Source organism: Exiguobacterium sp. SH1S1 (genome assembly GCF_004337245.1).
Classification (GTDB): domain Bacteria; phylum Bacillota; class Bacilli; order Exiguobacteriales; family Exiguobacteriaceae; genus Exiguobacterium; species Exiguobacterium aurantiacum_A.
The window spans coordinates 222167-246733 of sequence record NZ_SJUZ01000001.1; the positions used below are offsets into that span (position 1 = coordinate 222167).

Here is a 24567-nt window from a genome sequence, read left to right on the forward strand (position 1 = left end):
GCCTAGCAAAAATGGGCAAAAATAAAGAGGATTGAAAACGAAAACGTTTTCATCCTCATTATTTCATATTTCAGTCTCAGTGGAAACGCCTGAACGATCGATTCCAGCGGTCCGCTTAATTTCCTTCGTAAGGCCGACCGTTGCCTGTTTCAGTTCGAGCGATTCGTCTTTCACTTTAACCGAATAAGCCTTCATTTGCTTCACCGATGCGTTGACCGTGTCGATGTGCTGTTTGATCTCACCGACCAAGCCTTGAATCACATTCATTCGAATCGTAAACCGTTCCGTCAACCGTTTCACACGGCGCAGATCGGTCTTCATTTTGTTCCGATACAATAAAAATCCGTATCCACCTAGCCCGACGAGTGCGAGCACGATAATACCAAGATTAATCCAAATCATCTGTCTTCCTCCTTCAACCGATCTAGTTCACAAGCAATCGCTTCCGAGCTCAATGAGGCGTCGATTGTCACATCGGCGTAAGCGTAAAGCGGACGCCTGCGCTCGTATAGCGCCTCGACGCTCCTTTTACCAAGTTGCACGAGCGGGCGGTCCGAGTCTTTAATGCGCCCCCAACACAGTTCGAACGGCAACTCAAGGGCAACGATGCGCCCATGCCGCCGCATCCATTCGATATTTTCTGAGCGCTCGACGATTCCTCCACCTGTCACGATATAGTCCGCATGAACGTTTCGAAGCATCGCCGTCTCTTCGGCCCGAAACGCGCTCTCACCGTGTCGGGCGAAATAAGCAGGTAAACCCATCCCAAGATGCCGTTCGAGCGCTTCATCCAAATCGATGACATGATTCGATTTTTCAAGATATCGTTTTAAGCTTGATTTACCTGTACCCATAAACCCGATGATGTAAAACGGTCTAGTCATCGAAATAAATCACCTCTTTATGCTTTTCTCCCGTCTTCAACCGGATCTCGACCTCCGTCGTCCCTGGCCCGAGCGGTCGGCAGAAAATCGTACCGGTCGGTTTGACGATGATCTCTGCTTCTGTCTGGCACGAATGTTTGGCGACCATGAGATGGGATTCGAAGCGAATCGCCAAAATTTCGAGCGTCAGACGTTCCGTGCTTCGTTCGATATCAGTATACCAAAACAAAGCTGCAGCTAATAGCCACGTCAAGAGGACTAACGTAGAGATGACGAAGAACCCGAGCGCATGCACATCACGGACTTCTCCCGCGGGCCGATCGAGTCGGTCCACTGAATCCGGTAGCCGTTTCCTAACGGTTCGACGCGATAACCATCGATTCCTCTTATAAATAACAAGTTCCCTCCTTCTTCGCCTACCATGACTAAGTTCCGATTGATCTGCTTGAGCGTCCACGTCCACGTCGTCTCATCGGGTCGAACGTACGTACCGACGAGTCTACCTTCTTGCACCTGACAGTCACGACTGTCGAACAGTTTGCGGACGATGAGTTGTGGTGTCGTGTTCACTTGACCGCGCGGTTGTTCGTAAAACGCCTCCCCGAGCGCTAAAAAGTGGACGAGCAGCCCGATGAACAAGGGGAGCAACAATAATGTGAACGTCATCTCGAGCAACGTGAAGCCACCCTCAGAGTGTCGGCAGACATATGTCTTGTTCACAAATTTCGACTTCACCGCTTGGATCGGCCGCATCGAGCAACACCTCCCCTTGAAGCCGTTCATAAGTCCGAACCGTCGCCTCGAGACGCTCCACCCGCTCCGTACCGGCCGTAACGAACGGCGCAATCACACCGACCCATCCGAGCAGGAGGGCTAGACTTAAACAAACTTCCCAAAACGTGACGCCTTGTTCATCCTCCCCCACTACGGATCACCTCCGGCTCATACGTGCCCATCCTGAACTTCAACGTGACCGCGACTTGGCCCGTGTAAAATTTCCACTGCCCGGCATACGTCGCCGCCGACTTTGAAAAGACGATTTCGTTCGTTGTCGGCAGGCTCATCTCGACACCGTCGGGAACGACGCCTGAAGTGATCGACGTCGTCCCGCACGTGATGTGATACCGCCGTTCTTTCATGTACCATCTCAAGCGCGGGACACATTTTTCATCGGCGGCCACATACGGATACTGGCCGACCTCGGCGATGTCTTGGACGAGCGCCTCCGTGAAGTCGATGAGCGCGAGCCGGTCCATCGAACGGACGGTAGGCGTCGCCACTAAAAGGAGTAGCGACAGGACGACGAGTACCCAAGCCATCTCGACGAGCGTATAGCCGTCTTGTCTCATTTCAGCGCCAACGCACCTGTGCTCGGCGTGTACGTGTACGTCATCGACTGACAGCTATATTCGAGCGGGTTCTCGGTCGAAGCACGTTTGATGACGGCGAGTGATTCTGGATACGCCTTATGTTCCGCATAGTATAAATTGATTTCAGATTCGACAATCCGTACGCTCCCTTCACAGCTGACGCTATCCGCCCGTGACTTCCCGTCCGACATAGACGGGACGAGTAGCAGCAACAAGACCGAGATGATCAGTAACACTGCCGCCATTTCAACGAGTGTGAATCCTTGCTCTGCCTGACAGTCTGATTTGAGTTTTGCCACGATAATTCTCCTCCTCATAGTTGGGCCATGATCAATTTGACCGGCAAATAAATCGTATAGAACATCATCGTCACCATGACGGTCAAGAAGCCATATAAGAGAGGCTCCGTCTTGGCAATCAGTTGCTTCCAATACAGTTCCATCTCTTCAAAGATCAAGTCTCGATGTAACGCCATTATCAACCCGAGGTCTCCACTCACCGTTCCGACCCCGAACAAGCTGACGACTTCATGATCGAGCAGACGTTCCTCTCGGGCCGCCGCCTCCAACTCGATCCCACCAGACATCCGGTCATGGATGCGCCGGGCGATTTGCGCCACTTCCCCGTCCCCGTGAGAGAGACGCTCGATGACGTGACGAACCGAAATTTGCCCTTCACTCAGTAAGGACAGTTCGCTGACAAACAAATACGTGATATACAGTCGTCTTCCCCGCTCGACGAATCGGATCGGGACGGACCGGCCTCGCTTCACGACCCAATAGCCCCAGCCACCTGTCAAAACGAGCGCGACGAACAAGCCCGGGAAAAAACTTCGTGACAAGAGGATGGCGCTGATTCCGTCTAAATCGTCGACCTGCACCATTGAGAGCAATTTCGGAAAGATGTACAGCGCATAAATGGCACCAAGCCCTAAAAGCATCGTCAAGATGACGAGCGGATACCTCGCCAGTTGTTTTAACTCTTGCTGCAGGCCTCGACGCATCATCGATAAGGCAAGCACTTGTTCTAGACCTTCAATGAAATGATGTCCCCGTTCCGCCGTGACGAGCATGTCTCGCATGCGGGCATCCGTGACGAGTTCTGAGAATACGTCGGCGAGTGCCAGACCACTCTCGAGCTTTTGCCGCATCGCACGAATCAGTTGTTTTTGCTTCCCCCGCTCATGCAGCTCGAGCGTCTCGAACGTCTTTTTCAACCCGACCCCTCGTGCTTGCAGTCGCAGGAAGCGCCGGATCGTGTTCAGCTCCCTACTGGAACGGACATCGACCATGAGCAAGTCACCTCCTCTCTCCGCTGCAACACACACCAATGGCGCGGCACCTCTACTTTGCCGATCAACTGTTCGAGACGGCGTTCACCGTCTTCGATACTCGCCGTATGAAACGTCGCGATCGTCAAATGTCCGCTCAGTGCCGCATCATGCGCGACAAGCAGTTCTTCACTCGTCCGCACCTCCCCGACAACGATGATATCCGGGTCGGCTCGCAACGTTTCTTTCAACAAACGTCTATGATCCAGTCCTGCCAATACATTCACCTCGAGCTGGATCACACCCGTCAATTGCTGTTCGGGAGGGTTTTCGATCGTCACGATCCGGTGGTTCTTCAAACTTTCAAGAAAAGCATAGAGGACTGTCGTTTTTCCGGCCCCCGTCGCGCCACCGATTAAAAACAAGCCGTGCCGCAGCTCAGCCATGCCTTGAAAACGCAACACATCCACTTCAGATAACAACTCTTGAAGTTGGAACGAGACGTTCGGCAGACGCCATGACATGAGCACATCAGTAAATGACGGCAAAAACGTGACCCTGATCATTTCTTCGTTTCGATCATATATCCCGGATTGCGGAACCCGATGATCCGTTTCAGCGAGCGAACACCAATATTTCATATGTAATGTGAGCCGTTCGTAGTCTGGACGTGGTATCGTCTCAAGCTTTGTGATCGACGTCCCGTGACGCGCCTGTGCGATAACGGCGTCTTTGCCTGGCATGAAATGGACATCGCTCGCCTCGAGCCGTCGCGCCGCTTTAATCAATCGATCAATCACCAGTTTCATTGTCCCCACCTCATAAATGAGCATAAAAAAAAGCCCACTCTTAGGAAAGTGGACTTGTCTTATGAAACGTTTACCGAAGTCAAATCATGGCGGCGGGCATACGTCTCGATTGATGCCTTGTCGTAGCCGACAATGACTTCTTTACCGTCTGTCAAAATCGGGCGTTTCAACAGCTTCGGATTTTCGCTCATCAACTTCAGCAATTCGCTCAGTTTCAATTCATCGACGTCAACGTTGAGCTGTTTGAACGCTTGACTTCTCGTTGCTAGGAGTGAATCGACTCCGTCTTCGCTAAGTGCAAGTAGCGTCAAGAGTTCGTCTACCGTCGGAGCGTCTCGGAAAATATGGCGTTCGTTCACATCAAGTTGTTGCTCTTGTAAAAACGCTTTCGTTTTTCGACACGACGTACAGCTTGGATACGTATAAAACATAAGTTCACTTGCCACTTTCAGCGCCTCCTTTTATTTGACAACCTGTTCCGTTCAATGTTTGTAAGTTGATTATACAACCTATTCCTCTTTTTGTACATAGTTTGTACAACCTTTTTTGAATTTTTGTACAACTTTATATAACATATCGATTTCACATATTTTTCACGATTATTTTGCTCAATTCACACGTTTTCATAGCATTTTTCTGAATGTGTTGGTAAAATAGTGAATGAGAATGGAATAATGTACGTATGGGGGGATTAACATGGCGAGAATGTTCCGTGTCCTAGGCTTTTGGACTGGGTTGATCGCGGCGCTGGCTTTCGTGGGCGCACTCGGTGGAGATCAAAGCAGTAGCGAACATACTGGTGACTTCGTCGTAATGGGTCTTGTCTTTTTAGCTCAAACAATTTTCTTTGTCGCACTAGGCTACTTGAAACTGACTGAAAAAACGTATGTATACGTGTTCGGCGCTTACTTGACTGTTTTCTTCGTCGTCTTCACGTATTGGAGTAACTTCCAAATGTAAAAAAAGATTGTCTCTCGTTGAGACAATCTTTTTTTATGTTCACCGTTCAAAAAATGGATTTGAACGAATTTCAGCTTCGAGTGTCGTCTTCGGTCCGTGACCTGAATAGAGCACCGTCTCGGCCGGCAATAATTGACGCATCCGATCGATCGATCCGAGGAGCGTCGATTGGTCGCCGCCGAATAGATCGGTCCGACCGACCGATTGTTTGAAGATCAAGTCCCCGCAAAAGGCAACACGTTCGCTCGGGATGTGCAAGGTGACACTCCCCGGTGAATGACCCGGCGTGTGATGCAACTCGATTGTAAACGCACCAATCTCTAGCTCCTTACCTTGATAAGTTCGTTCGGCCGGTCGCATCGATGAGTGGGGCAGATGGAACTTTGCCGCCCCGTTCTTTTCACCGTCGGCGAGCCATGACCGCTCGGCTTCATGAACATAGACCGGCACCGGATAGCGATCGCGCAGCGCATCGATGCCGCCGATATGGTCAAAGTGGGCATGCGTCAACAAAATGGCGTTCAATCCGCCGAAACGTTCCACCGCCTCAAAGAATTTCGGGTCGTCCGTGCCCGGGTCGACGATAACGACCGTTCCGTCTTGTTCGAGCACGTATCCGTTCTCTTGGGCAAGGCCCGATGTGATTTTTACAATATTCATCTAGAACACCTCCACAACCATTCTAAACGATATTGTGGCAAAATTGTAGCGGTGGCAACCTTTGCTCGACAGCGTGTGTTATTTCGGATAAAATAATAGTGATATTTCAGTGAAATTTTTATGAATTTCATGACGTATAATAAAGGGGGAACTCGTCATGCATTTGTATGAGCCATTTGGATGGATTTCACTCATCGTAGCACTCGTTGCACTTTGGGGGATGGCCCGTTCATTCAAAAAACGCCAATTCTTTCCACTTGCGTTTGCCGGAATCACCGCGCTCGTCTTTGGATTCTTTGGCGTCGCAACATTGATTTTCGGTGGAATCCCAGGTTAATGTTGACTTACCACGAAGACGACTGCGGTCGTCTTTTTTTATTCCGTAAAAAAAGCGCTGACGTTTAACGGTCAGCGCTAGCTCTTGATTATTAATCGGTTTGTTCTTTAAAGCGAAGCAAATCCGAATAGATCAAGTCATCGTTCATTTGCAGGATTTTTTCGGCTTCTTCCGTGACCGGTCCGCAAAGTGTCGTATCTTCAACCGCTTCTCCAGTCGTCGCATCGTAACACATCGATTGCGTCCACACGTAATCGTCCGTGACGACCGTGCCGTCTCGGAAGATGGCGCGACTGTTGCGGTCTTCAGCGAACAAGTCGTTCCCGAACCCGACCAAGTCCGACGTATCGATGCCGAGCAAGTGCAGGAGCGTCGGCTTCATGTCGATATGACTTCCGATCGTCTCATGGACTTCGCCTGTTTCTTGGCCCGGCAAATGGATGGCGAACGGTACTTGTTGAAGTTTCGCCACATCATACGGCGTCAACTCTTCTTTACCGAGCAAGCCGGCCACCGCGTCGTTATGGTTTGTCGAAATGCCATAGTGGTCACCGTACACAACGAAAATCGTATCTTCCCACATCCCGTTCTGTTTCAGTTCATCGATGAACAGGCCAAGCGCATAGTCTTGGTAAGCGAGTGCCTGCGGGAAGTTGTTAAGCGTCGTCGAGTTCGTCTCGAATTTCGGCACGAGTTCGTAATCCTCGCTCGGCATCGTATACGGGAAATGGTTCGTGAGCGTGATGAACTTCGCATAGAACGGTTGCGGGAGTTCCTCGAGCATCGGAATCGATTGTTCAAAGAAACTATCGTCCAACAAGCCCCACTCCGTCATGTCCTCAGGATTCCCAAGGTCGTAACTCTTCTCATCATAGAACATGTCGACGCCGGTGTTCTTGTACATCAAATCGCGGTTCCAAAACGATTTGTTGTTCGCATGGAACACGGCTGAATAATAGTTCTCTTCTTTGATCAGTTCAGGAAGAGCTTGGTACTCATTATCGGCGTTCGTGAAGTAAACGGCTCCACGTGGCAGGCCATACAGCGAATTGTCGAGGGCGAACTCGGCGTCTGACGTTTTCCCTTGCCCGACCGTATGGTAATAGTTTGGCCAGTAATGGGACTCTTCGATCAGCTTGTTCAAGTTCGGCGTGATATACTCGCCGTTCGCGGCTTTCATATTGTGCGTGAAGTTTTGTGTCGACTCGAGCGAGACGACGACCACGTTTTTACCTTTATATTTTCCGAACAAATCCGGATTCGGCGCCGCATAGTTTTGGCGGGTATACTTTTCAATCTTGGCTAACTCCGACCCATCGGCCATCGCTTTCTGCGCGGACGTCTTCGTTTGAAGCATCGCGTCATAGACGTGGAAATTGAACGTCCCGATGTTTTTGACGAGCAGCTCACGGTCGAACGAACGCGTCAACAGTTCAGGGCGTTCCGTCTCAGCAAGCGACATGTTGAACAAGAACACGGCGACAGCTGCCACGAACGTGATGAGCGCCCGGCGGTGAGACGCGGCGGTTTGCAACGTATTGATCTTCCATAGTACGAACGGCAAGACGAGCACGTCCCCAAGAATGATCAAGTCTTTCCATTCAAGCAGTGATATGAATGAAGTCGACAGCGTCTCCATGTTCGACGGTTGCAAAATGACAGGCATCGTCAAGTAGTCCGTAAACTCGCGGTAGTAGACAGCGTCCGCGAACAACAGGAACGAGGCGACCGCATAAAGGGTGTACAGCACCCACTTTTGCTTATTTCCTTTAAAGAAGAAACTAAAAGCGAACAAGAACAAGGTCGAGCTGATCGGACTGATCAACAAGATGAATGCTTGAGCTGTGTTTTCAATCGGGATGTTAAAGAAAAATTGGTAAACTACGTACGTCTTCGTCCAAAGTAATAAACTAAATATCCAAAATAACCGATATTCTTGAAACGAAGCGCGGACCGTTTCATTCAGTCGCATAGTCAGCTTCGATAAGCTTTGAGATGACTTCATCTGACGGCCTCCTCCTCTTTTCAGTTTTAAGACGTCCTCAAGCAGGATGCGCCATGAATAAGTTCAATAACATGTAGTTGGCTTGTTATCTATTTCACTAACGGTAACAGTCCAGTATCAAGTCCAAATCTTACCCCTTTTTTAACAAAAAATCAACCACACCTTTACAATTCCCTTTGTACGTCAAAAGCACACATGCGAGATCGCATGTGTGCTTTACAGGTTAGACTCTAGTCGGCAAAAAATGTTTTCGTGCCAGCCAAGCGCAGCCGATGACCCCGGCGTCATTCTCGAGTTCGGCAATTTTGAACGTCGTCGACGTATATACCCGTTCAAGGGCAAACCGCTTAAATTGTTCATCGAGCGGCTCGAGCAAAGCTTGTCTCGCTTTTGAAACGCCGCCGCCGATCACGATCATTTTAGGGTTCAACGTGTTGGCGATGTTTGAAATCGTCAACCCAAGATATTCCGTCATCTCTTCAACGACTTCTGTCGCGACCTCGTCTTTCGCTTTATAGGCTTCAAACACATCGCGAGCCGTCACTTCACCTAACTCGTTCAATGACGTCGTTCTCCCTTTACGCTTTTGTAAGGCGAGACGGGCGATACCGGTTGCTGAGGCGATCGTCTCGATGCAGCCTTTGCGCCCACATCCACACATGACCGCTTTCGCCTCGTCGCGCTCGACCGTGATATGCCCGATCTCACCAGCCATGCCGGACGCCCCATGGACGATGTTCCCGTTCGTGATGACACCGCCGCCGACACCCGTACCGAGTGTGATCGCGAGCAGTTCAGACGCTCCTTCACCGGCGCCTTTCCACATCTCACCGAGCGCGGCCGCGTTCGCGTCATTCTCGAGCACGGCCGGCAATCCGACTGCTTTCTCGAATTCGCCGACGAGCTCAAAGTTCTTCCATCCGATGTTCGGCGAGTATTCGACGACACCTTCTGAGAAGTTGATGAATCCTGGAGCTCCGATTCCCGCACCCGCAAAATCTTGCTTCGCTTTTCCGGATTGCTGAAGGTACGCTTCAAACGAGGCGGCGATATCAGTCGGGATATGTACCCCATTATCACGGATGTCCGTCTTGATCTCCCACTTATCTGAAATGATCCCGTTCATGTCCAAGACGGCCATTTTCACCGTCGTCCCACCGATGTCGATTCCTAATAACCACTTCATGCATTCCACTCCTCGTCTCAAATAAATCGCTTTCATCCAATAGTCTACACTATAAAACCTCTTGTGCAAACATTTGCACAAGAGGTTTTTCTGTCAATCTATTGAATTTTTTAGTTCATGCGTCAGAATAATCTTTGCCGTGTCATACTCGCGCTGTTCGATCATCCCACCGGCGTTCAATTCGTCTAACTCCATCATCATGAGACCGATCTCGGCGTCACGCTCTCCGATGTAAATAATCGTGCCAAACGATTTTAAAAACTGTTGCACGTCATAAAAGTTTCTCATTATTATTCCCCCATCGCGGTCAATACGTAGCGATACAGCAACGCTCGTGTCGCCTCGAGCGATGTTTGGTGCGTCCGCTCATAGCTGTGGCTCGACTCGATCCCAGGACCAATGAGCGCATGTCTTACGTCATAGCCGGCCCGGATCGCAGCTGATGCGTCCGAACCGTAGAACGGATAAATGTCGACTTTGAACGGAATGTCGTGGTCGCGGCAAAGCTTTGTGAACTGACGACGCAACTCGAGATCGTACGGTCCTGAAGAATCTTTGGCACAGATCGATACCGTGTACTCGTCCGAGTGTTGCCCGTCCCCGAGCGCCCCCATATCAACTGCGATGTACTCGTCAACTTCGTCCGGGATCCCTGCGTTCCCGCCAAAACCGACCTCTTCATAGTTCGAAATTAAATAGTAGACCGTATGTGGCAAGTCCGCTTTGACCAAGTCACGCGCCAAATCGAGCAGGATGGCGACCGACGCCTTGTCGTCAAGATGACGCGATTTAATATAACCCGTCTCCGTCTGTTTGAAACGGGGATCGAACGAGACGAAGTCCCCGACTTCGATTCCTAACGCTCGGACGTCGTCCGCCGTATGAACGTCGGCATCGAGACGTACTTCAATGTTCGCCGCCGTCCGCTCGGCACTGTTCGTGTCTTTATAGACGTGCACACTCGATTGATGGACGAGGATCGTCCCGTCCAATGCCTCGCCCGCTTCGCGATGGACGAGACAGTTCTCACCTTCGATCGCGGTCCAAGCGTAACCGCCGACTTGCGTCAGCCGCAAGCGTCCGCTCGGCAACACTTCCTTCACCATCGCACCGAGCGTATCGACGTGGGCGGTCAAAAGACGGGCCGGCCCGCTTTGTCCAGGAAACTTGGCCAACAATGCACCTTTTCTCAACCGGCTCGTCTCAACCCCGAGGTCCGTGAGCTCACGTTCGACGTAACTGACTGCTTCGTGCGTCATTCCAGAAGGACTCGGGATCTCTACTAATCGTTTTAACGTATCAATCATGTTGTTACTCCTTTGTCATCGATGATATCCGAGCCAGTATAGTGTCCCGGTCAATAAAACTGCTAGCGCCGTGAACAACAGGCGCCATTTTTTTGTCGTTTCATCAGGTAATCCGACCACGCCCGCCATCAAAAATCCACCGATGAGGCCCCCGGCATGGGCCGAGTGGTCCAAGCTGGCACCGAGGACGAAGGCGAGCCCTACGTTTAATCCTAACATAATAAACAGCGGTGGGCCGAGCGTCTTCATGAACAGCGAGCGGTCACGCAGTCCGAAATAGAGCAGTGCGCCGACGAGACCGAACAATGCGCCGGACGCCCCGGCCGAAATCGCCTCACTGAACGCGTAGGAGGCGGTCGACGCGATGACGCCCGCCAACAGATAGATCGTCAAGAACCTCGGTGACCCATACATGCGTTCGACGAGCGGGCCGAGCGACCAGAGCGCGAACATGTTGATCGCAAAATGAAACCAGCCGATATGAAGGAACATCGGTGTGACGAGGCGCCACCATTCGCCATCGTCGATGAGCGGATTGACTTTGGCGCCGAATCGGATGAGCGTGTTCGGATCGAGCGTCGAGCCGAGCGATTCGGCGAGCCACATGACGACAAACGTCAACATCATGAGCGCATAGACGAGTTGCGGTTCACCGAATGAGAATCGCTTCTTCAGTTCGGCTTTTCGCTGTTTATCGAGTGCGAGCGCGAGCGACCGAAACCGGGTCTCATCTTGTTCATCGCCACACGCGTGCCTGTCGAGTCTCACCTTGGCCGCGACTTGGAACGACAACGTCTCAAGTCGCTCCTCATCGACGAGAGGGTCGCCGTATATATGAACGTGAAGCTTCGCACGCCCGAGTCGTGCGAGTCGGAACGAGCTCATGACCGCCTCGATCTCGATCGCGACATGGTTTGCCCACGCCTTATCCGTCTTTATGTACAGGTGATAGAGGTCTCCAGCTTTCGTGTCGAACAATAGCAGCGCGCGCGAAGGCTCGAGTATACCTTCGACCCGACCGCCCGCCTCGACCGCATGGTAAATGTCTTCCCAAAAACATCCCGGTTGCGTCAACTGAATCCCCTCCTTTCCTTCTGTCTTAATTGTAATCCAATTCGATCATGACGACAAAAGTTGGCGCTTTCTGAATCTGTCCGGCGTCCGTACCAACACATAAAAAACGTAGCCGGCATACGCCGACTACGTCTATATCGCGAATATATTATAAAACAGGTTGCATCGTTTTCAACAACACGTCTGCCGAATGGAGCATTTTCTGCTTCTCTTCTTCTGATAATTCGATTTCGACGACTTGACGCACGCCTTGGCGGTTGATGATTGCCGGCACACCGATATGAATATCGTTCAAGCCGTACTCTCCGTCCAAGTAGGCACCGACCGTGAGTAGCGTGTTCTCGTTACGGAGCACCGCTTTGACGAGACGAAGCAAGCCGAGACCGATCGCATAGTACGTCGCGCCTTTACGTTCGATGATGTGGTACGCAGCGTCACGAACGTTGACGTAGATGTCTTCAAGGTCTTCCCACGTATACTCGTCGTTCTCTTCGAGCAACTGTTCGACCGATTTGCCGTAAATCCGGGCGTTGCTCCACGCCGCGAACTCGGTATCGCCATGCTCACCCATGATGTAAGCGTGGCAGTTGCGCGGATCGACGTTGAAGTAATCACCTAGCATGTAGCGGAGGCGTGACGTATCGAGTACAGTCCCTGAACCGAAGACGCGATGTTTCGGAAGACCCGAGTATTTCCAAGCCAAGTGTGTCATGATATCGACCGGGTTTGATGCGAGGATGATGATACCGTCGAAGCCAGAAGCCATGATTTCAGTGATCATCGATTTCATGATTTTCGCATTTTTCTCAACGAGGTCGAGACGTGTCTCACCTGGTTTTTGAGGAGCGCCAGCCGTGATGACGACGATATCTGCAGCACCGCAGTCCGTGTAATCTCCAGCCCAGACGCGCATCGGTGACGAAGCGAACGAGACGCCGTGGTTCAAGTCCATCGCTTCGCCTTCTGCCTTCGCCTTGTTGATATCGATGATGACGAGTTCTTCACATAGGCTCGCTGTCGTCAATTGATACGCGAAGCTTGCACCGACCGCTCCGGCCCCGACGAGAGCGACCCGTGTTACTTTTGCATGATTTAATGTTTCCATGTTGTTTTTCCACCCTTCAAACAATCTGTTTCATGTTTTTGTTTTGTCTGTTACACCTAGATTGTAACATCATTCACAAACAGTCAATACAAGAGAAACCGTTTTCAGTTTGGCAATATTGTGACAAAATTCACATTCGTTTGAAACATCCTCATTCTCTGTACTACCCTTAGGCGAAAACAAGAAAACCAATCGCTGCCGCGGAGGCGATCGCCAAGAAATTAACGGCGTCGTTGCCGAGAAAGCGCCATCCAGATACATAGTCGGTCGCTTCACCGTGATGCAGCTTTTTCTCCGTCAGTTTTCGGCACGTCCGACAGCGATACTTACGTTGCACGGTCGCACCGAGCAACGTATCGACGACGCTGCCGCTCAGACCGAGCGCAATCAATAGAAATAGCGTGCCCATCGTTATGTTTAAGAACGGGAGCGATGCCAAGACGATGATCGTCGCGCCGGCGACGGACATGAGCGTACCGAACGGTGACACCCCACCGCTCGTCCCCGGTTCAACTTCACGCAATGTCAAAATAGAGCGCGGTCGGCGCGATGCGAGGACGCCGAACTCCGACCCCCACGTGTCACTCGTCGCCGCCGCGATTGAAACGACGTAAGCGAATAGCCACGCCTCGTTCGAAGTCATCGCCATTCCGACGGCGGTGAGCATAGCGATTCCTCCGTTCGCAAGCACTTGCACGAAGTCACGCGGTCCGGATTTTTCGACGATGTCATCGACCGACGCCTTGTCGCGGGCGCGATATTTTGAAGCGAGCGAGGACGTCGAAAAGAACACACCGAGCAAGTACAGCCCGAACCAGCCAAAACCAAACCCGATGACCGTCCCTGTCACGATCGTCAAGATCGCCCCAGAGAACGTCAACGACCGGAGACGATATCCGGCCAGTGCAACTAGACAAGTTACGAGGACGATTGAGAGCATCGAATCATTTCCCTTTCTGTCACGATCAGTTCGACAGGTATGTCGTGTGGTTCGATCGGTATTTCGTCGAGCACTTGTACGTCGTAGGCGAGCGCGATTGTCGCACCGCGATATGTCGCTAAGAAACGGTCGTAATAACCCCCGCCCCAACCGATCCGATATCCAGAACGGTCAAAGACACGGCCTGGGACGATACAGACATCGATGTCGAGGTCGGTTTCCGCGGTCGTCGGCTCGAGAATACCCATTACCCCCGGCTCGAGGTCGCTGAACGTCCTGATTTCGTGGAACGTGAGCCCCTGTTTCGTTACTTTCGGCACCAACACCGATTTTCCTGCTTTTAAAGCTGTATCGATGAGCGGACGCGTATTCACTTCAAGGTCGAGTGACAATGTGAGTGCGACCGTATACGCTTGTTGCCACTCAGGGAGCGACGCCACGGTATGTAGGATCGCTTCATCACGCCCGTCACGATCGGTGAGCACGCGAATATTCACATGAACCGCTTTTCGGAGCTCTTGTTTAGCTGTCATTTGTTATTCCTCCTATCGAAAAAAAAGGCCGCCACATGAGTGACGGCCGGTCTCAATTATTTCACTTCGCGGTAAAGCGTGTGACGACGGAGACGTGGGTTGTATTTGCGCAATTCGAGGCGCTCTGGGTTGTTACGTTTGTTTTTCTTCGTGATGTACGTGCGATCGCCTGTTTCTGTGCAAGCTAGTGTGATTTTAACGCGCATATCTTTCACTCCCATCTTACTAATGTTGTATCAAGTGCTTTTGCTTTACAGTCTAAGCATACTCAATTATCCTACCAAGTTTTTTTTGAAAAAGCAAGGTTATTTCACGTTCTTTTTCAAACGTTTCTGCCCGTACGGTGACGCGTCGAGCGGTAGGCACGTTTTTACGTTATCGCCGATCACATACCGCGTCGCGAGCTCCTCGATCGAGAGCTGTTCACCGACATAAACCGTATCAGCTTCCGAGAGGACGCCGTTCTCAATGCGATGGATCGCATCGAACAGGCCACCGTGCCCGTGCGGGTTGCGGGTCGTTTCAAATGACAACATAGTTGAGTATAACGGAACATCTAGTGACTTCGCAAGTGAACGTGCCGCTGGAATCGTCATCCAATCAAAATGATGGACCGCTTTGAAGTTGACCATCGTCTGTAACTGTTGGACGAGTTTCACGTAGGCGACGTTCTGAGCAGCGATTTGGTTCATGACATGCTCTAGAAACGGACTCGTGAGTGGGACCCGGTACACGTGCACGCGATTGTGGCGCTCATATTCAGGCAATCCTTCACTGTGCGGCGTGAGGACGTAAACGGTCTCCCCGTCAGCCGCTCGTGCCTCGACTTCAGCGACGACGCGGTGACCGAGGTCGCCCACTATATTGCCTGTATATTCTGGCGTGAGGACGAGAATGACCTCACCTTCTTCGCCACGCTCCTGCGTCACATAATAGTCGTGTGGAGATAGGAACGTATCGATATCAATATCCACGTCGTCTAAGAACGGATAGACCGTGTAGTGCTCGTCTAGCAAGCGATCCGATAGCTTGCCTTCGTAGAGCGCCGTCTCGAGTTCGGCAAACAGGCGGGTATGTTCGCGGAAACGTTCGGCGGCGTATTGCGCCGTCGTCTGGCCGTCCAAGATAAACGCCCAATCGCTCGAGACTGAGAGCACATAATGACGAATGAGCTGTCTCAAAGCCCGGTCGGCGAGTGGCGAGGTGTTCCGATAGTCGGCCACGTCTTTGACGAGTTGCGTCTCCATCGTGTGCAAATGTCTGAGCATCCATTCGTTGCGTTCGTTGATCCACACATCGCCGTAACCTTTCCGGCCCCACGTGTTCATCGAAACTTGTACTGTTTGCAGGTCTTGGAAATGACGCTCGAGGAAGAGTGCCGGCGTGATCGTCTCAATCCCGTATGCCTCTAGTCGCTCTGCGACTTGCCCTAAAAATTCAGGGCCCTCAAACCACCAATGGCCGAACAGTTCGGCGTCAAACGGTGCCGTGACGAGGAACGGCGGGAACGTTTGTCCACCGTGCGCTTCTAAATGCGCCGCGAGCGTCTCCGCGAAATCGGTCGCGTGATTATCGATTTGATGTTCGGCCCATCCGCGGACGTAAAAGTCTTTTTCGTCGCTGTCGCCCGTGATGCGATGCATCTTCAGACCTGTGTCGAAGCGGATGCCCTCTGGATGCATGAACGCTTGAATGTATTCCCAGTCCCGGTCGTAGGCGAGATCGCGATAAAACTCGCGATAGTCCGGATGCCCCGGATAACCGATCATCGAACTCCAAATCTTCCCGGAGATGATTTGATCACGTGGGAATAAAGCGACTCCGTGCGGCGAATAGACAGGCGCACCGATGCCTTTGTCCGGCGTCGGGTCGGCTTCGAGCAACGCGTGCTCATCGACGAACGTGTAGCGAATCCCTTCCTCATAGAGGATGCGGTCGACTCCTGGCGTATACGCACATTCCGGTAACCAAATGCCGGTCGGACGGAAGCCGTAATGCCGCTCGAAGCAGTTCAATCCAGTCCGAATCTCGGCCCGTGCCGCCTGATCGGTGAACAGATGCGGGTTGAAACCGTGTGTCGCCGTACATGTGACCATATCGATGAAGCCTTGCTCACGATATGTACGGAACGCATGGTTCAAATTTTTCTCCCAATGGAGGAACGTGTTCTTCAAGTCTTGATAACGGCGTTCGTAAAAATGAAGCGTCTCGACTTCTTGTTCGCTCCGACCCTCAGCCAGTTCGATTGAGATCAGTTCAAGCATCTCATCTAAATGCCCGAGATAGCGATCTTGGACGAGTGGGTCGGCGAGCATTTCGATGACGGGCGGAGAGATACTGACCGTCCAATGCAGGGGCCGTTGAAGTCGATCGACTTGCCACAGAATCGGGATGTATGTCTCGGAGATGGCTTCATATACCCAGCGTTCTTCTAGCCGGTGTTTCTCTTCATGCCTCACGTACGGAAGATGGGCATGTAGGACGAGTGAAAAATAACCTGGTTTCATAGTGTGTCCTCCTCAGCGTACGCAGCGGTATGCAGAATATTTTGGTAACGTATCGAGTAGTTCTGGTGACTCGACTTCACCGAATTGCCAACGTCTGACCGGCTCGGCAAAACGTCCGACTCCTGCCGGTTCGTTCCGCGGCGTATCAATCGGCATCGAGGCGACGAGCGGAAGAAATTCGCCTTCCATCGTCCGAATCCCGAATTCGAAGACGTACGTCGTGTTCGGGTCGAGCGGACGGACGAACCAGCTGTTCGTCATTTCCGGCAACTCGAACGTATAAGACCGGTTCGCATGACCAGATGTGTAATCGAGCAGGGTGATGTCTAAGATGCGGAACGCCTTCGGCAAATCTTCCCACGGGCGCATGAACTGCATCGTCAGCGTCTCTTTCACAGCGTCTGACACTTCCCAAAAAACATAGACCGCGTTCGGGGATTGAACGACCGCGTGCATGAGGTCGACATCGTAGCGGTCTGGAAGCTTCCAAAAACCGTCTGGACCTGTTTCAAGGAGCGGTGACTGCTTCGGCTCTTCGTGATGGAGTGTCGAGGCGACCTGCCCCACTGTTGGAGCTTCTTTCTCGTTTCGTTTCATTCTATCCTTCCCTTCATTAGAAGATTTTTTAGGAGCGGTTGTCGGCTTGGTGACCTCACCGTTCTGGGAACGCCATTTACGCCATGCGTACTGGACTTTTCCGACTGGCATGTCTAATTGTTCTGCAATCTGTTTTAACGTAAGCCCTTGTTGTTTCAAGGATACGATTTTCTCTTCCATTTATGTCTGGCTCCCTTCCAAAAAAAAATCCATATGCTCTACGTATTCGTTCTTTTTCAGTGAACTCCTGCACAAAAAAAAAGTAAAGAACAACAGACCTGTTGTTCTTTACCACTTTTATCACTGATTTAAATCATAATGCTTCCCTTTTTCGAGAAAAATCAAATGTTCCCCGAAATTGGTCACATGGTCGCCCATCCGTTCGAGATAGCGGGCGATGTTTGCAAACTCATAAACATCGTTCGTTCCGACCGTCATCGTCGGTAGACTTCCGATATATTGCTTGATCACCTGTAAGTTGAGATCATCGATGACTTTATCCATCTCATTCAACTCACGGACCCGGCTGGCTTCACCTTTACGATAGGCACGGGTTGCGAGTTCAAGCATATCGATCAACTGTTCGGCCATCTGCTTGAGCGGCTTAATGTCAAGCAAGTACGGGACGTGCTCGATTCGCGTCACGGCTTTGGCGATGTTCGTCGCGTAATCCGCGATCCGTTCAAGGTCGGTCGCGGACTTCATCGTCACGATCAAGCGACGAAGATCGGTCGCGACCGGTTGTTGTTTGGCAATCAAGAGAATCGCCTGGTCGTTGATTTCAAGTTCGAGGTCGTCTAGTTCGTTATCATTGTCGATTACCGTCTGGGCGAGCGTGAGGTCTCGTTTCTCAAGCACCTCGATTGCTGTCGCCGTTTGGCGCATCGTCAAGTTCGCCAGGCGAACGACTTTCTCTTCTAGTTCGTTTAATTTAACATCAAAAAATGCGCGATTTTGTGCCATAGTAATCTCCCCCTCTTAACCGAACCGGCCAGAAATGTAATCTTCAGTCCGCTTGTCAGTTGGATTCGAGAAGATTTTATCGGTTGCGTCGAACTCGACGACTTCCCCGTTCAAGAAGAACGCCGTCTTGTCAGACACACGTGCTGCCTGTTGCATGTTGTGCGTGACGATGATGATCGAATATTGTTCTTTCAACTCTTGGACGAGCTCTTCGACTTTAAGTGTCGAGATCGGGTCAAGCGCTGACGTCGGCTCGTCCATAAGAATAACGTCTGGTTCAATCGCAAGTGTCCGGGCGATACAAAGGCGCTGTTGCTGACCACCTGAGAGACCGTAGGCGTTCTCGTTCAAGCGATCTTTCACTTCCTCCCAGATTGCGGCGCCGCGTAGTGAGCGTTCGACGATCTCGTCGAGCACTTTTTTATTTTTGATCCCGTGCGTGCGCGGTCCGTACGCGACGTTGTCGTACACGGATTTCGGGAACGGGTTTGGCTGCTGGAACACCATCCCGACCGACGTGCGGAGATCTTCAACTCTATAGTCACGATCAAAGATGTTGCGGCCGTGGTAAAGAATCTCCCCGTTCGTCCGCACCGTCGGGACGAGTTCGACCATCCGGTTCAACGTCTTGATGAACGTCGACTTCCCACAACCAGACGGACCGATGATGGCCGTCACTTCGTTTTTCTTAATGTCGAGATTGACGTCGATCAATGCTTGATCGTCGCCGTACCATAAGTTCAAGTTGTTCACGACATAGGCGCTGTCTTTTTGCATCGCGGTCTCGTTCGGTTGGGTCGTCGTTGTATTCACGTTGTGATCTCCTTTAAGCTCTGTTTGTTTCATCATCTCGAGAGTCCTCCTCGTTTACTGCTGCGACTTAATGTCGATTTGTATACTTGTTGCGGATATAGATTGCGACCGAGTTCATCGTGATGAGCACTGTCATCAAGACGATGATACCGGCAGCGGCAAGGTTTTGGAATTCTGCTTGTGGACGGCTCGTCCAGTTGTAAATTTGGATTGGGAGCGCCGTAAAGTCTGAAAATACATTGTTCGGTGTCGTCGAGATGAACGTCGCCGCTCCGATCATGATGAGCGGTGCCGTCTCGCCGATGGCCCGGGATACGGCCAAGATGATCCCGGTGATGATCCCTGGAATAGCTGACGGTAAAACGACGTTGAACGTCGTCTGCCATTTCGAGGCACCCATAGCGAGCGACGCGTGACGTAGCTCCATCTTAACGGACCGTAACGCTTCTTGTGACGCGACGATGACGATCGGCAAACTCATCAGACCGAGCGTCAGCGCCCCAGTCATGACCGAGCTGCCAAGTCCGGCCGTCCGAACGAAGAACGTCAATCCGAGCAAACCGAACACGATCGACGGGACACCCGCCAAGTTCGAGATGTTCACTTCAATAAACGATGTGAGCCGGTTTTTCGGTGCGTACTCTTCCAAATAAATCGCGGCACCGACACCGACGATAAACACCATCGGCACGATTAGCATCATGAGCCAAAGCGTCCCGATCAAAGCCGGATAAAGACCGGCCTGTTCGGCACGGCGTGACGGGAAGTTGCGGAGGAAGTCGAGATTGACCCAGCCGCCACCTTTTGAGATCACGTCATAAATAAGCGTCGATAAGACAAGCAAGGCGAAGACGAGCCCCGCTAAAAAGATGTATTTAAATACTTCGTTCAATCGTAGGCGACTTTTAATCCGTCGCGATACGGTCTCATGGTCAATATAGTTCTTCGTATTCTTGAACTCACTGTTCGGCAAAGCCATATTAGTACTCCTCTCTGAAGCGGCGCGTCACCCAGTTCGCGAACAAGTTCATCACGAGCGTAAAGATGAATAGAAGCGCACCGACCGCATAGATACTATAGTATTCGATTGTCCCGTAACCAGCGTCACCTTTGGCGATCTGGACGATATACGCCGTCATCGTTTGGATCGCGTTGAGCGGGTTGAACTCGAAGTTCGGTTGCGACCCACCCGCGATCGTGACGATCATCGTCTCACCGATCGCTCGACTCATCCCGAGGACGATCGAAGCGATGATCCCTGAGAGCGCGGCCGGCATGACGACTTTGAGGGCGACCTCTAGACGTGTCGCACCGAGGCCGAGTGCCCCGTCACGAATCTTTTTCGGAACGGCACTCATCGCGTCTTCCGAAATCGACGCGATCATCGGGATGATCATGATGCCGACGACGATCCCTGGACTGAGGGCGTTATAAATCTTCAACCCCGGAATGAGCGACTGCAAGATCGGTGTGACGAATGACAAGGCGAAGAACCCGAAGACGATTGTCGGAACGCCGGCGAGGACTTCAAGGATCGGCTTGAGAATCGTCCGGGCCCGTTCAGACGCGTACTCGCTCAAATAAATGGCCGATGCGAGTCCGAGCGGCACCGCCACGATCATCGCGATGAGCGTGATTTGGAGTGTGCCCATGACGAGCGCCCAAACACCGAAACTCGGATCCGCACTGAGCGGGTACCATTCGGTCGAGCCGAGGAAGTCGCGTACCGGAACTTTTTCAAAGAACTTGAACAGTTCGAAACCGAGCGTCAAAGCAATCCCGATCGTCGTGACGACCGAGACAAATGCGCTCAAGAATAATAAGAACGGCATGACCTTATCAAACACGTTCGTCGTACTATATTTTTTTTGCTTATTCGCGTTAATCATCTCTCGAATCGAGAACTCATTTTTTGATTCGTTCATCTCGTTTATCGCTCCCTACCTCTTCATACTAGAAAGCATGGCGAGAAGGCGAGAGAGTCTCTCACCTTCTGCCATTTGCTCTATTTATTCACCAGCGAGTTCATCAATCAGTTTAGCGTTCTCATCGTAACTTGCTTGCTCCATCGCGACGTAGCCGACTTCTTCAGCAAGTGCTGCGGCATTTTCGTTCATAAAGCGTGCGAAGTTTACAACTTGCGGCTTTTCTTGCATCGATGCGTTGTTCACGTACGTGTAGATTGGACGTGACAGTGGATATTCGAACGATGTCACGTTCTCAGCTGTCGGCTCGACGCCGTCTACTTTCAACGCTTTCAACGTTCCTTCGTTTTCAATGTAGTACGCGTATCCGAAGAAGCCGATCGCGCCTTTCGTTCCGGCAACTCCCGTCACGAGGACGTTGTCGTCTTCTGACAACTGTGCATCTTGGCGAACGTCTGTATCTTCGAGAACTGCTTCGTTGAAGTAATCGAACGTACCTGAGTCTTTACCAGGTGAGAAGAATGAGATCTCTTCATCCGGCCAGTCCGAGCGGACGTCTTTCCATGTCTTCACGTTGCTGTCTGTCCACATCTTGTTAAGCTCATCCATCGTGATATCATCGGCCCAATCGTTCTCTGGATTGACGACAACCGCCAATCCGTCAAGTGCGACCGCGATTTCTGTGTATTCGACACCGTTCGCTTCAGCTTCGGCTGCTTCTTCTTCTTTGATTTCACGCGATGCGTTCGAGAAGTCTGTCTCACCGGTCACGAAACGTTTGAAGCCGCCGCCCGTTCCAGATACACCGACCGTTACTTCAACGTCTGGCTGTTCAGCTGAATACTCTTCAGCGACCGCTTCCATGATCGGGAATACGGTAGACGAACCGTCCATGACGACTTTACCTGAAAGTGCGTCCCCTTCGGCTCCGCCGTTTCCTTCTTCATTGTTTCCACACGCGGCACCGACGATGGCCACCGAAGTGATTGAAGCGAGTAAAGCTGATTTTTTCATCCAAGACATTTCTGACGTCCTCCTTGAGTTTGCTTTGATTTGTGTTGTGGGTCTGTTGTTTCGTCCTACAATTAACATCCTAATAAACTACTATTAACGATAAATAAACGGAACGTAAAAGAATTGTAAAGATAAAAAAAGAAGCCACCGAAGTGACTTCTTTACTGGAGCTGTGCTTGGACGTCTTCTAAATCAAAATATACTTTCATGATGTCATGGGCGACGCGCGTGTTGACGCCTTCCGCCTCAAGACCTGGCATGATGATCGCCCACGCGATCTCTGGGTCGTCGTATGGAGCCCAGCCGACGTGGTTCGAGTTGAGCGTCTTGATCGGCTCACCGTTCGCGTTTCGTTTCGCTTGGCCGTCCGGCCCTTCCGCGATCGCTTGCGCGGTCCCGGTCTTACCGGCCGCCGTCATCCCCGTCTGTTGGAGAATCCGTGACGTCCCGGTCTCGACCCCTTGACGGAAGCCTTGACGCGAACGCTGGATGAACTCGTCGCGGATGTCGACTTTGTTCAGCGCTTTCGGCTGGAACGTGCTGACGACTTGTTTGTTCATCTCATCGAGCGAGCCCGGTTCAATGATCTCTTTTAACAGATGCGGCTGCACGCGATATCCGCCGTTGGCAAGCGTCGACGTATATTGCGCGAGTTGGATCGGCGTATACGAGATGAACTGACCGATCGACATATCCATCAACAGTGTGACGCGGTCGGGCACGCTCCGGAAACCGATCGATTCGTAAGGAAGATCGATGCCCGTCTCGATCCCGAGTCCGAACTGTTTATAGTAGTGCTCCATCGTATTGAACGCTTCGGTGACGTTGTCACCGACGATTTGGCCGGTCGAATAATAATCGGCGAGCCTGAGCGCGATCTGGAACATGTAGATGTTCGACGACATGGCAAGCGCATCGAGGTCGTTGATGTTCCCCATGTTCCGGTAAGACGATTTGAGCGAAGACCCGATGCGGATCGGCGCGTCGTAAATGTATTCGCCCGGCTTGATGACTTCTTCTTCAAGTCCGAACGCGACGGTCGCCCCTTTGATCGTCGAGCCGATTTGGCTCGCCCGGAGAACGGTTCCTGTCGAGACGTCTTTAAACTCGTTCGTCTCAAGATCTAACTCTTGCCCAGACAAAGCGAGCAGCTCGCCCGTCTTCGGATTCATGACGACGACGAAAGCCCGGTCGAAGTGCGGACTCCCCGAACGCCCGGCACGGATCGCCTTCTTCAAGATCTCATCGACTTCTTTTTGGAATTCGATGTCCGTCGACAAGATGATATCTTTTCCGGGATTACCGCTCACGCGCGTAGGCTCACCGACCGGTTGGCCTTTATACGTCGTGAACACGTCATAAGCCGGGGTCCCGCGTAAAATATCTTCATACTGTTGCTCGAGATAAGACGTCCCGACCCGATCGTTCAACCCGTAGCCTTTCGCCTGATACGAGGCCCGTTGCTCGGCCGGGATTTGACGATAGCTTCCGAGGAAGCTTTGGAACGTTTCACCGAACGGATAGGCCCGCTGGTAATACGGTTCGACGCTGACGCCTGGCAACAGCTCCAAGTTTTCTTCGATCAAAGCCATCTCTTTCGGCGACGCGCCGATTTTGATGACTTGCGGGTCTAACGCGTACCCGCTCTCCATATTATGTTTGATAGCGATGATCTCTTCGGTCGCATCATCGAACGTGATCTCTGCTTGCGTGATTGAATCAAGCAGCAACTGATCGACTGCTTGGTTCGACAAGGCGGCCCGCTCTTCTTCCGGCAGCTCGGCGAGAAGCGATTGGACTCGTTCTTGCGAGCGCTCAGGATCGATGGCGATCCAATAGTCCTTGCGGTCCCGTTCGGTCACTTTGCGATCTTTCTCCGGAATGTCGACGATCTTAGCAAGTTTGACCGCAACATCGAGACGCTCCTCCGTTTTCGTCACTTGGGAGCGACGGTACATGACCGAATAGTTCGAGATCGTGTCGGCCAACACTTGACCGTTCCGATCGTAGATTTTGCCGCGAGGCACCTCGTACTTGATTTTGCTCGACTCGGTCTTTTGAACCTCTCGGGCGATCAACTCTCCGTTGACGATTTGGACGACGCCTAACCGAAAGATCAACGTCGCAAACAAAATGAAGACGATAAAAAACAATAAATTTAATCGTAACGGAAGGTGGTTACGCCGTTTTTTCGGCACTTTCACACGGTGTCTAGCCAATTCAGTTATCTCCTTCCACTTTCAGTTGCTTCTATATTATACTTTTCTGTATTTCTATTTTCAGACTCGATTTTTACTATATCATAATT

Annotated in this window: 30 protein-coding genes; 2 read left to right on the forward strand and 28 right to left on the reverse strand. The window is 51.6% G+C overall.

Features of this window, described 5'->3' with window-relative positions:
• Positions 1-63: 63 nt before the first annotated feature.
• Genes EVJ23_RS01190 through EVJ23_RS01235 form a run of 10 tightly spaced genes read right to left on the reverse strand, consistent with a single transcriptional unit; the run spans position 64 to position 4764 of the window.
• Entirely contained in the window at positions 64-402 is a 339-nt protein-coding gene (locus tag EVJ23_RS01190) for a hypothetical protein (protein ID WP_070327043.1), read from the reverse strand.
• Positions 399-884, reverse strand: a complete 486-nt coding sequence (locus EVJ23_RS01195) for a shikimate kinase (RefSeq protein ID WP_236633366.1) — start codon at positions 882-884, stop codon at positions 399-401. Before EVJ23_RS01195 ends, EVJ23_RS01190 begins: the two co-directional genes overlap by 4 nt.
• Positions 877-1179, reverse strand: coding sequence for a hypothetical protein (locus EVJ23_RS01200; RefSeq protein WP_070327042.1), 303 nt, complete (start codon positions 1177-1179; stop codon positions 877-879). Before EVJ23_RS01200 ends, EVJ23_RS01195 begins: the two co-directional genes overlap by 8 nt.
• Positions 1143-1637 (reverse strand): hypothetical protein, encoded by a 495-nt coding sequence (locus tag EVJ23_RS01205; RefSeq protein WP_131504703.1) that lies wholly within the window; start codon positions 1635-1637, stop codon positions 1143-1145. The genes EVJ23_RS01200 and EVJ23_RS01205 overlap by 37 nt, the downstream gene beginning before the upstream one ends.
• A complete protein-coding gene (locus EVJ23_RS01210) occupies positions 1573-1809 on the reverse strand; it encodes a hypothetical protein (RefSeq protein WP_070327040.1) in 237 nt (78 codons plus the stop codon). Before EVJ23_RS01210 ends, EVJ23_RS01205 begins: the two co-directional genes overlap by 65 nt.
• A complete protein-coding gene (locus EVJ23_RS01215; RefSeq protein WP_131463744.1) occupies positions 1796-2233 on the reverse strand; it encodes a prepilin-type N-terminal cleavage/methylation domain-containing protein in 438 nt (145 codons plus the stop codon). Before EVJ23_RS01215 ends, EVJ23_RS01210 begins: the two co-directional genes overlap by 14 nt.
• Positions 2230-2553, reverse strand: a complete 324-nt coding sequence (locus tag EVJ23_RS01220) for a prepilin-type N-terminal cleavage/methylation domain-containing protein (protein ID WP_083273936.1) — start codon at positions 2551-2553, stop codon at positions 2230-2232. Before EVJ23_RS01220 ends, EVJ23_RS01215 begins: the two co-directional genes overlap by 4 nt.
• Positions 2554-2567: 14 nt before the next feature.
• The gene (locus tag EVJ23_RS01225; RefSeq protein WP_070327037.1) at positions 2568-3545 is read right to left on the reverse strand and encodes a type II secretion system F family protein; all 978 of its coding nucleotides are present in this window, start codon (positions 3543-3545) and stop codon (positions 2568-2570) included.
• A complete protein-coding gene (locus EVJ23_RS01230) occupies positions 3515-4333 on the reverse strand; it encodes an ATPase, T2SS/T4P/T4SS family (RefSeq protein WP_236633685.1) in 819 nt (272 codons plus the stop codon). The genes EVJ23_RS01225 and EVJ23_RS01230 overlap by 31 nt, the downstream gene beginning before the upstream one ends.
• Positions 4334-4392: 59 nt before the next feature.
• Entirely contained in the window at positions 4393-4764 is a 372-nt protein-coding gene (locus EVJ23_RS01235; RefSeq protein WP_016510368.1) for a Spx/MgsR family RNA polymerase-binding regulatory protein, read from the reverse strand.
• A gap of 265 nt (positions 4765-5029) precedes the next feature.
• Here EVJ23_RS01235 and EVJ23_RS01240 point away from each other — a divergent pair, with 265 nt between their 5' ends.
• A complete protein-coding gene (locus tag EVJ23_RS01240; protein ID WP_070327035.1) occupies positions 5030-5293 on the forward strand; it encodes a DUF2626 domain-containing protein in 264 nt (87 codons plus the stop codon).
• Between the two features lie 39 nt (positions 5294-5332).
• Here EVJ23_RS01240 and EVJ23_RS01245 read toward each other — a convergent pair whose 3' ends face one another.
• Complete coding sequence (locus EVJ23_RS01245; protein WP_131463748.1) at positions 5333-5953, reverse strand: MBL fold metallo-hydrolase; 621 nt, start codon at positions 5951-5953, stop codon at positions 5333-5335.
• A 157-nt stretch (positions 5954-6110) separates the two neighbouring features.
• Between EVJ23_RS01245 and EVJ23_RS01250 the strand changes: the two genes are divergently transcribed.
• Positions 6111-6290, forward strand: a complete 180-nt coding sequence (locus EVJ23_RS01250; RefSeq protein ID WP_070327033.1) for a DUF2759 domain-containing protein — start codon at positions 6111-6113, stop codon at positions 6288-6290.
• A 91-nt stretch (positions 6291-6381) separates the two neighbouring features.
• On the opposite strand, the gene EVJ23_RS01255 is transcribed toward EVJ23_RS01250, so the two are convergent.
• From EVJ23_RS01255 to EVJ23_RS01335, 17 genes are all read right to left on the reverse strand, one after another.
• Positions 6382-8295 (reverse strand): LTA synthase family protein, encoded by a 1914-nt coding sequence (locus tag EVJ23_RS01255; protein WP_131463750.1) that lies wholly within the window; start codon positions 8293-8295, stop codon positions 6382-6384.
• Between the two features lie 223 nt (positions 8296-8518).
• Positions 8519-9481 (reverse strand): ROK family glucokinase, encoded by a 963-nt coding sequence (locus EVJ23_RS01260; protein ID WP_304984974.1) that lies wholly within the window; start codon positions 9479-9481, stop codon positions 8519-8521.
• 93 nt (positions 9482-9574) lie between these two features.
• The gene (locus EVJ23_RS01265) at positions 9575-9769 is read right to left on the reverse strand and encodes a YqgQ family protein (protein WP_070327032.1); all 195 of its coding nucleotides are present in this window, start codon (positions 9767-9769) and stop codon (positions 9575-9577) included.
• Positions 9770-9771: 2 nt separating this feature from the next.
• Positions 9772-10788 (reverse strand): M42 family metallopeptidase, encoded by a 1017-nt coding sequence (locus tag EVJ23_RS01270; protein ID WP_131463754.1) that lies wholly within the window; start codon positions 10786-10788, stop codon positions 9772-9774.
• 15 nt (positions 10789-10803) lie between these two features.
• Positions 10804-11862 carry a rhomboid family intramembrane serine protease gene (locus tag EVJ23_RS01275; protein ID WP_070327030.1) on the reverse strand — a complete coding sequence of 353 codons (1059 nt, stop codon included), beginning with the start codon at positions 11860-11862 and terminating at the stop codon, positions 10804-10806.
• Positions 11863-12010: 148 nt separating this feature from the next.
• Entirely contained in the window at positions 12011-12967 is a 957-nt protein-coding gene (locus EVJ23_RS01280; RefSeq protein WP_070327029.1) for an L-lactate dehydrogenase, read from the reverse strand.
• Positions 12968-13136: 169 nt separating this feature from the next.
• Complete coding sequence (locus tag EVJ23_RS01285) at positions 13137-13907, reverse strand: DUF92 domain-containing protein (protein ID WP_070327028.1); 771 nt, start codon at positions 13905-13907, stop codon at positions 13137-13139.
• The gene (locus EVJ23_RS01290) at positions 13886-14440 is read right to left on the reverse strand and encodes a 5-formyltetrahydrofolate cyclo-ligase (protein WP_071397741.1); all 555 of its coding nucleotides are present in this window, start codon (positions 14438-14440) and stop codon (positions 13886-13888) included. The genes EVJ23_RS01285 and EVJ23_RS01290 overlap by 22 nt, the downstream gene beginning before the upstream one ends.
• A gap of 56 nt (positions 14441-14496) precedes the next feature.
• Positions 14497-14661, reverse strand: a complete 165-nt coding sequence (rpmG, locus tag EVJ23_RS01295) for a 50S ribosomal protein L33 (RefSeq protein ID WP_016510885.1) — start codon at positions 14659-14661, stop codon at positions 14497-14499.
• Between the two features lie 84 nt (positions 14662-14745).
• Positions 14746-16947, reverse strand: a complete 2202-nt coding sequence (locus EVJ23_RS01300) for a 1,4-alpha-glucan branching protein domain-containing protein (RefSeq protein WP_131463756.1) — start codon at positions 16945-16947, stop codon at positions 14746-14748.
• A 12-nt stretch (positions 16948-16959) separates the two neighbouring features.
• Entirely contained in the window at positions 16960-17724 is a 765-nt protein-coding gene (locus EVJ23_RS01305; RefSeq protein ID WP_131440104.1) for a DUF4912 domain-containing protein, read from the reverse strand.
• A gap of 120 nt (positions 17725-17844) precedes the next feature.
• Positions 17845-18507 (reverse strand): phosphate signaling complex protein PhoU, encoded by a 663-nt coding sequence (phoU, locus tag EVJ23_RS01310; protein WP_131463758.1) that lies wholly within the window; start codon positions 18505-18507, stop codon positions 17845-17847.
• Positions 18508-18522: 15 nt separating this feature from the next.
• Entirely contained in the window at positions 18523-19284 is a 762-nt protein-coding gene (pstB, locus tag EVJ23_RS01315) for a phosphate ABC transporter ATP-binding protein PstB (RefSeq protein ID WP_233589588.1), read from the reverse strand.
• 103 nt (positions 19285-19387) lie between these two features.
• Positions 19388-20299 carry a phosphate ABC transporter permease PstA gene (gene pstA / locus EVJ23_RS01320; protein WP_131463761.1) on the reverse strand — a complete coding sequence of 304 codons (912 nt, stop codon included), beginning with the start codon at positions 20297-20299 and terminating at the stop codon, positions 19388-19390.
• Position 20300: 1 nt separating this feature from the next.
• Positions 20301-21245 carry a phosphate ABC transporter permease subunit PstC gene (pstC, locus tag EVJ23_RS01325; RefSeq protein WP_131463763.1) on the reverse strand — a complete coding sequence of 315 codons (945 nt, stop codon included), beginning with the start codon at positions 21243-21245 and terminating at the stop codon, positions 20301-20303.
• Between the two features lie 84 nt (positions 21246-21329).
• On the reverse strand, positions 21330-22268 hold the full coding sequence (locus EVJ23_RS01330; protein ID WP_131463765.1) for a PstS family phosphate ABC transporter substrate-binding protein: 939 nt from the start codon (positions 22266-22268) through the stop codon (positions 21330-21332).
• A 152-nt stretch (positions 22269-22420) separates the two neighbouring features.
• A complete protein-coding gene (locus tag EVJ23_RS01335; RefSeq protein ID WP_199749299.1) occupies positions 22421-24478 on the reverse strand; it encodes a peptidoglycan D,D-transpeptidase FtsI family protein in 2058 nt (685 codons plus the stop codon).
• Positions 24479-24567 lie beyond the last annotated feature (89 nt).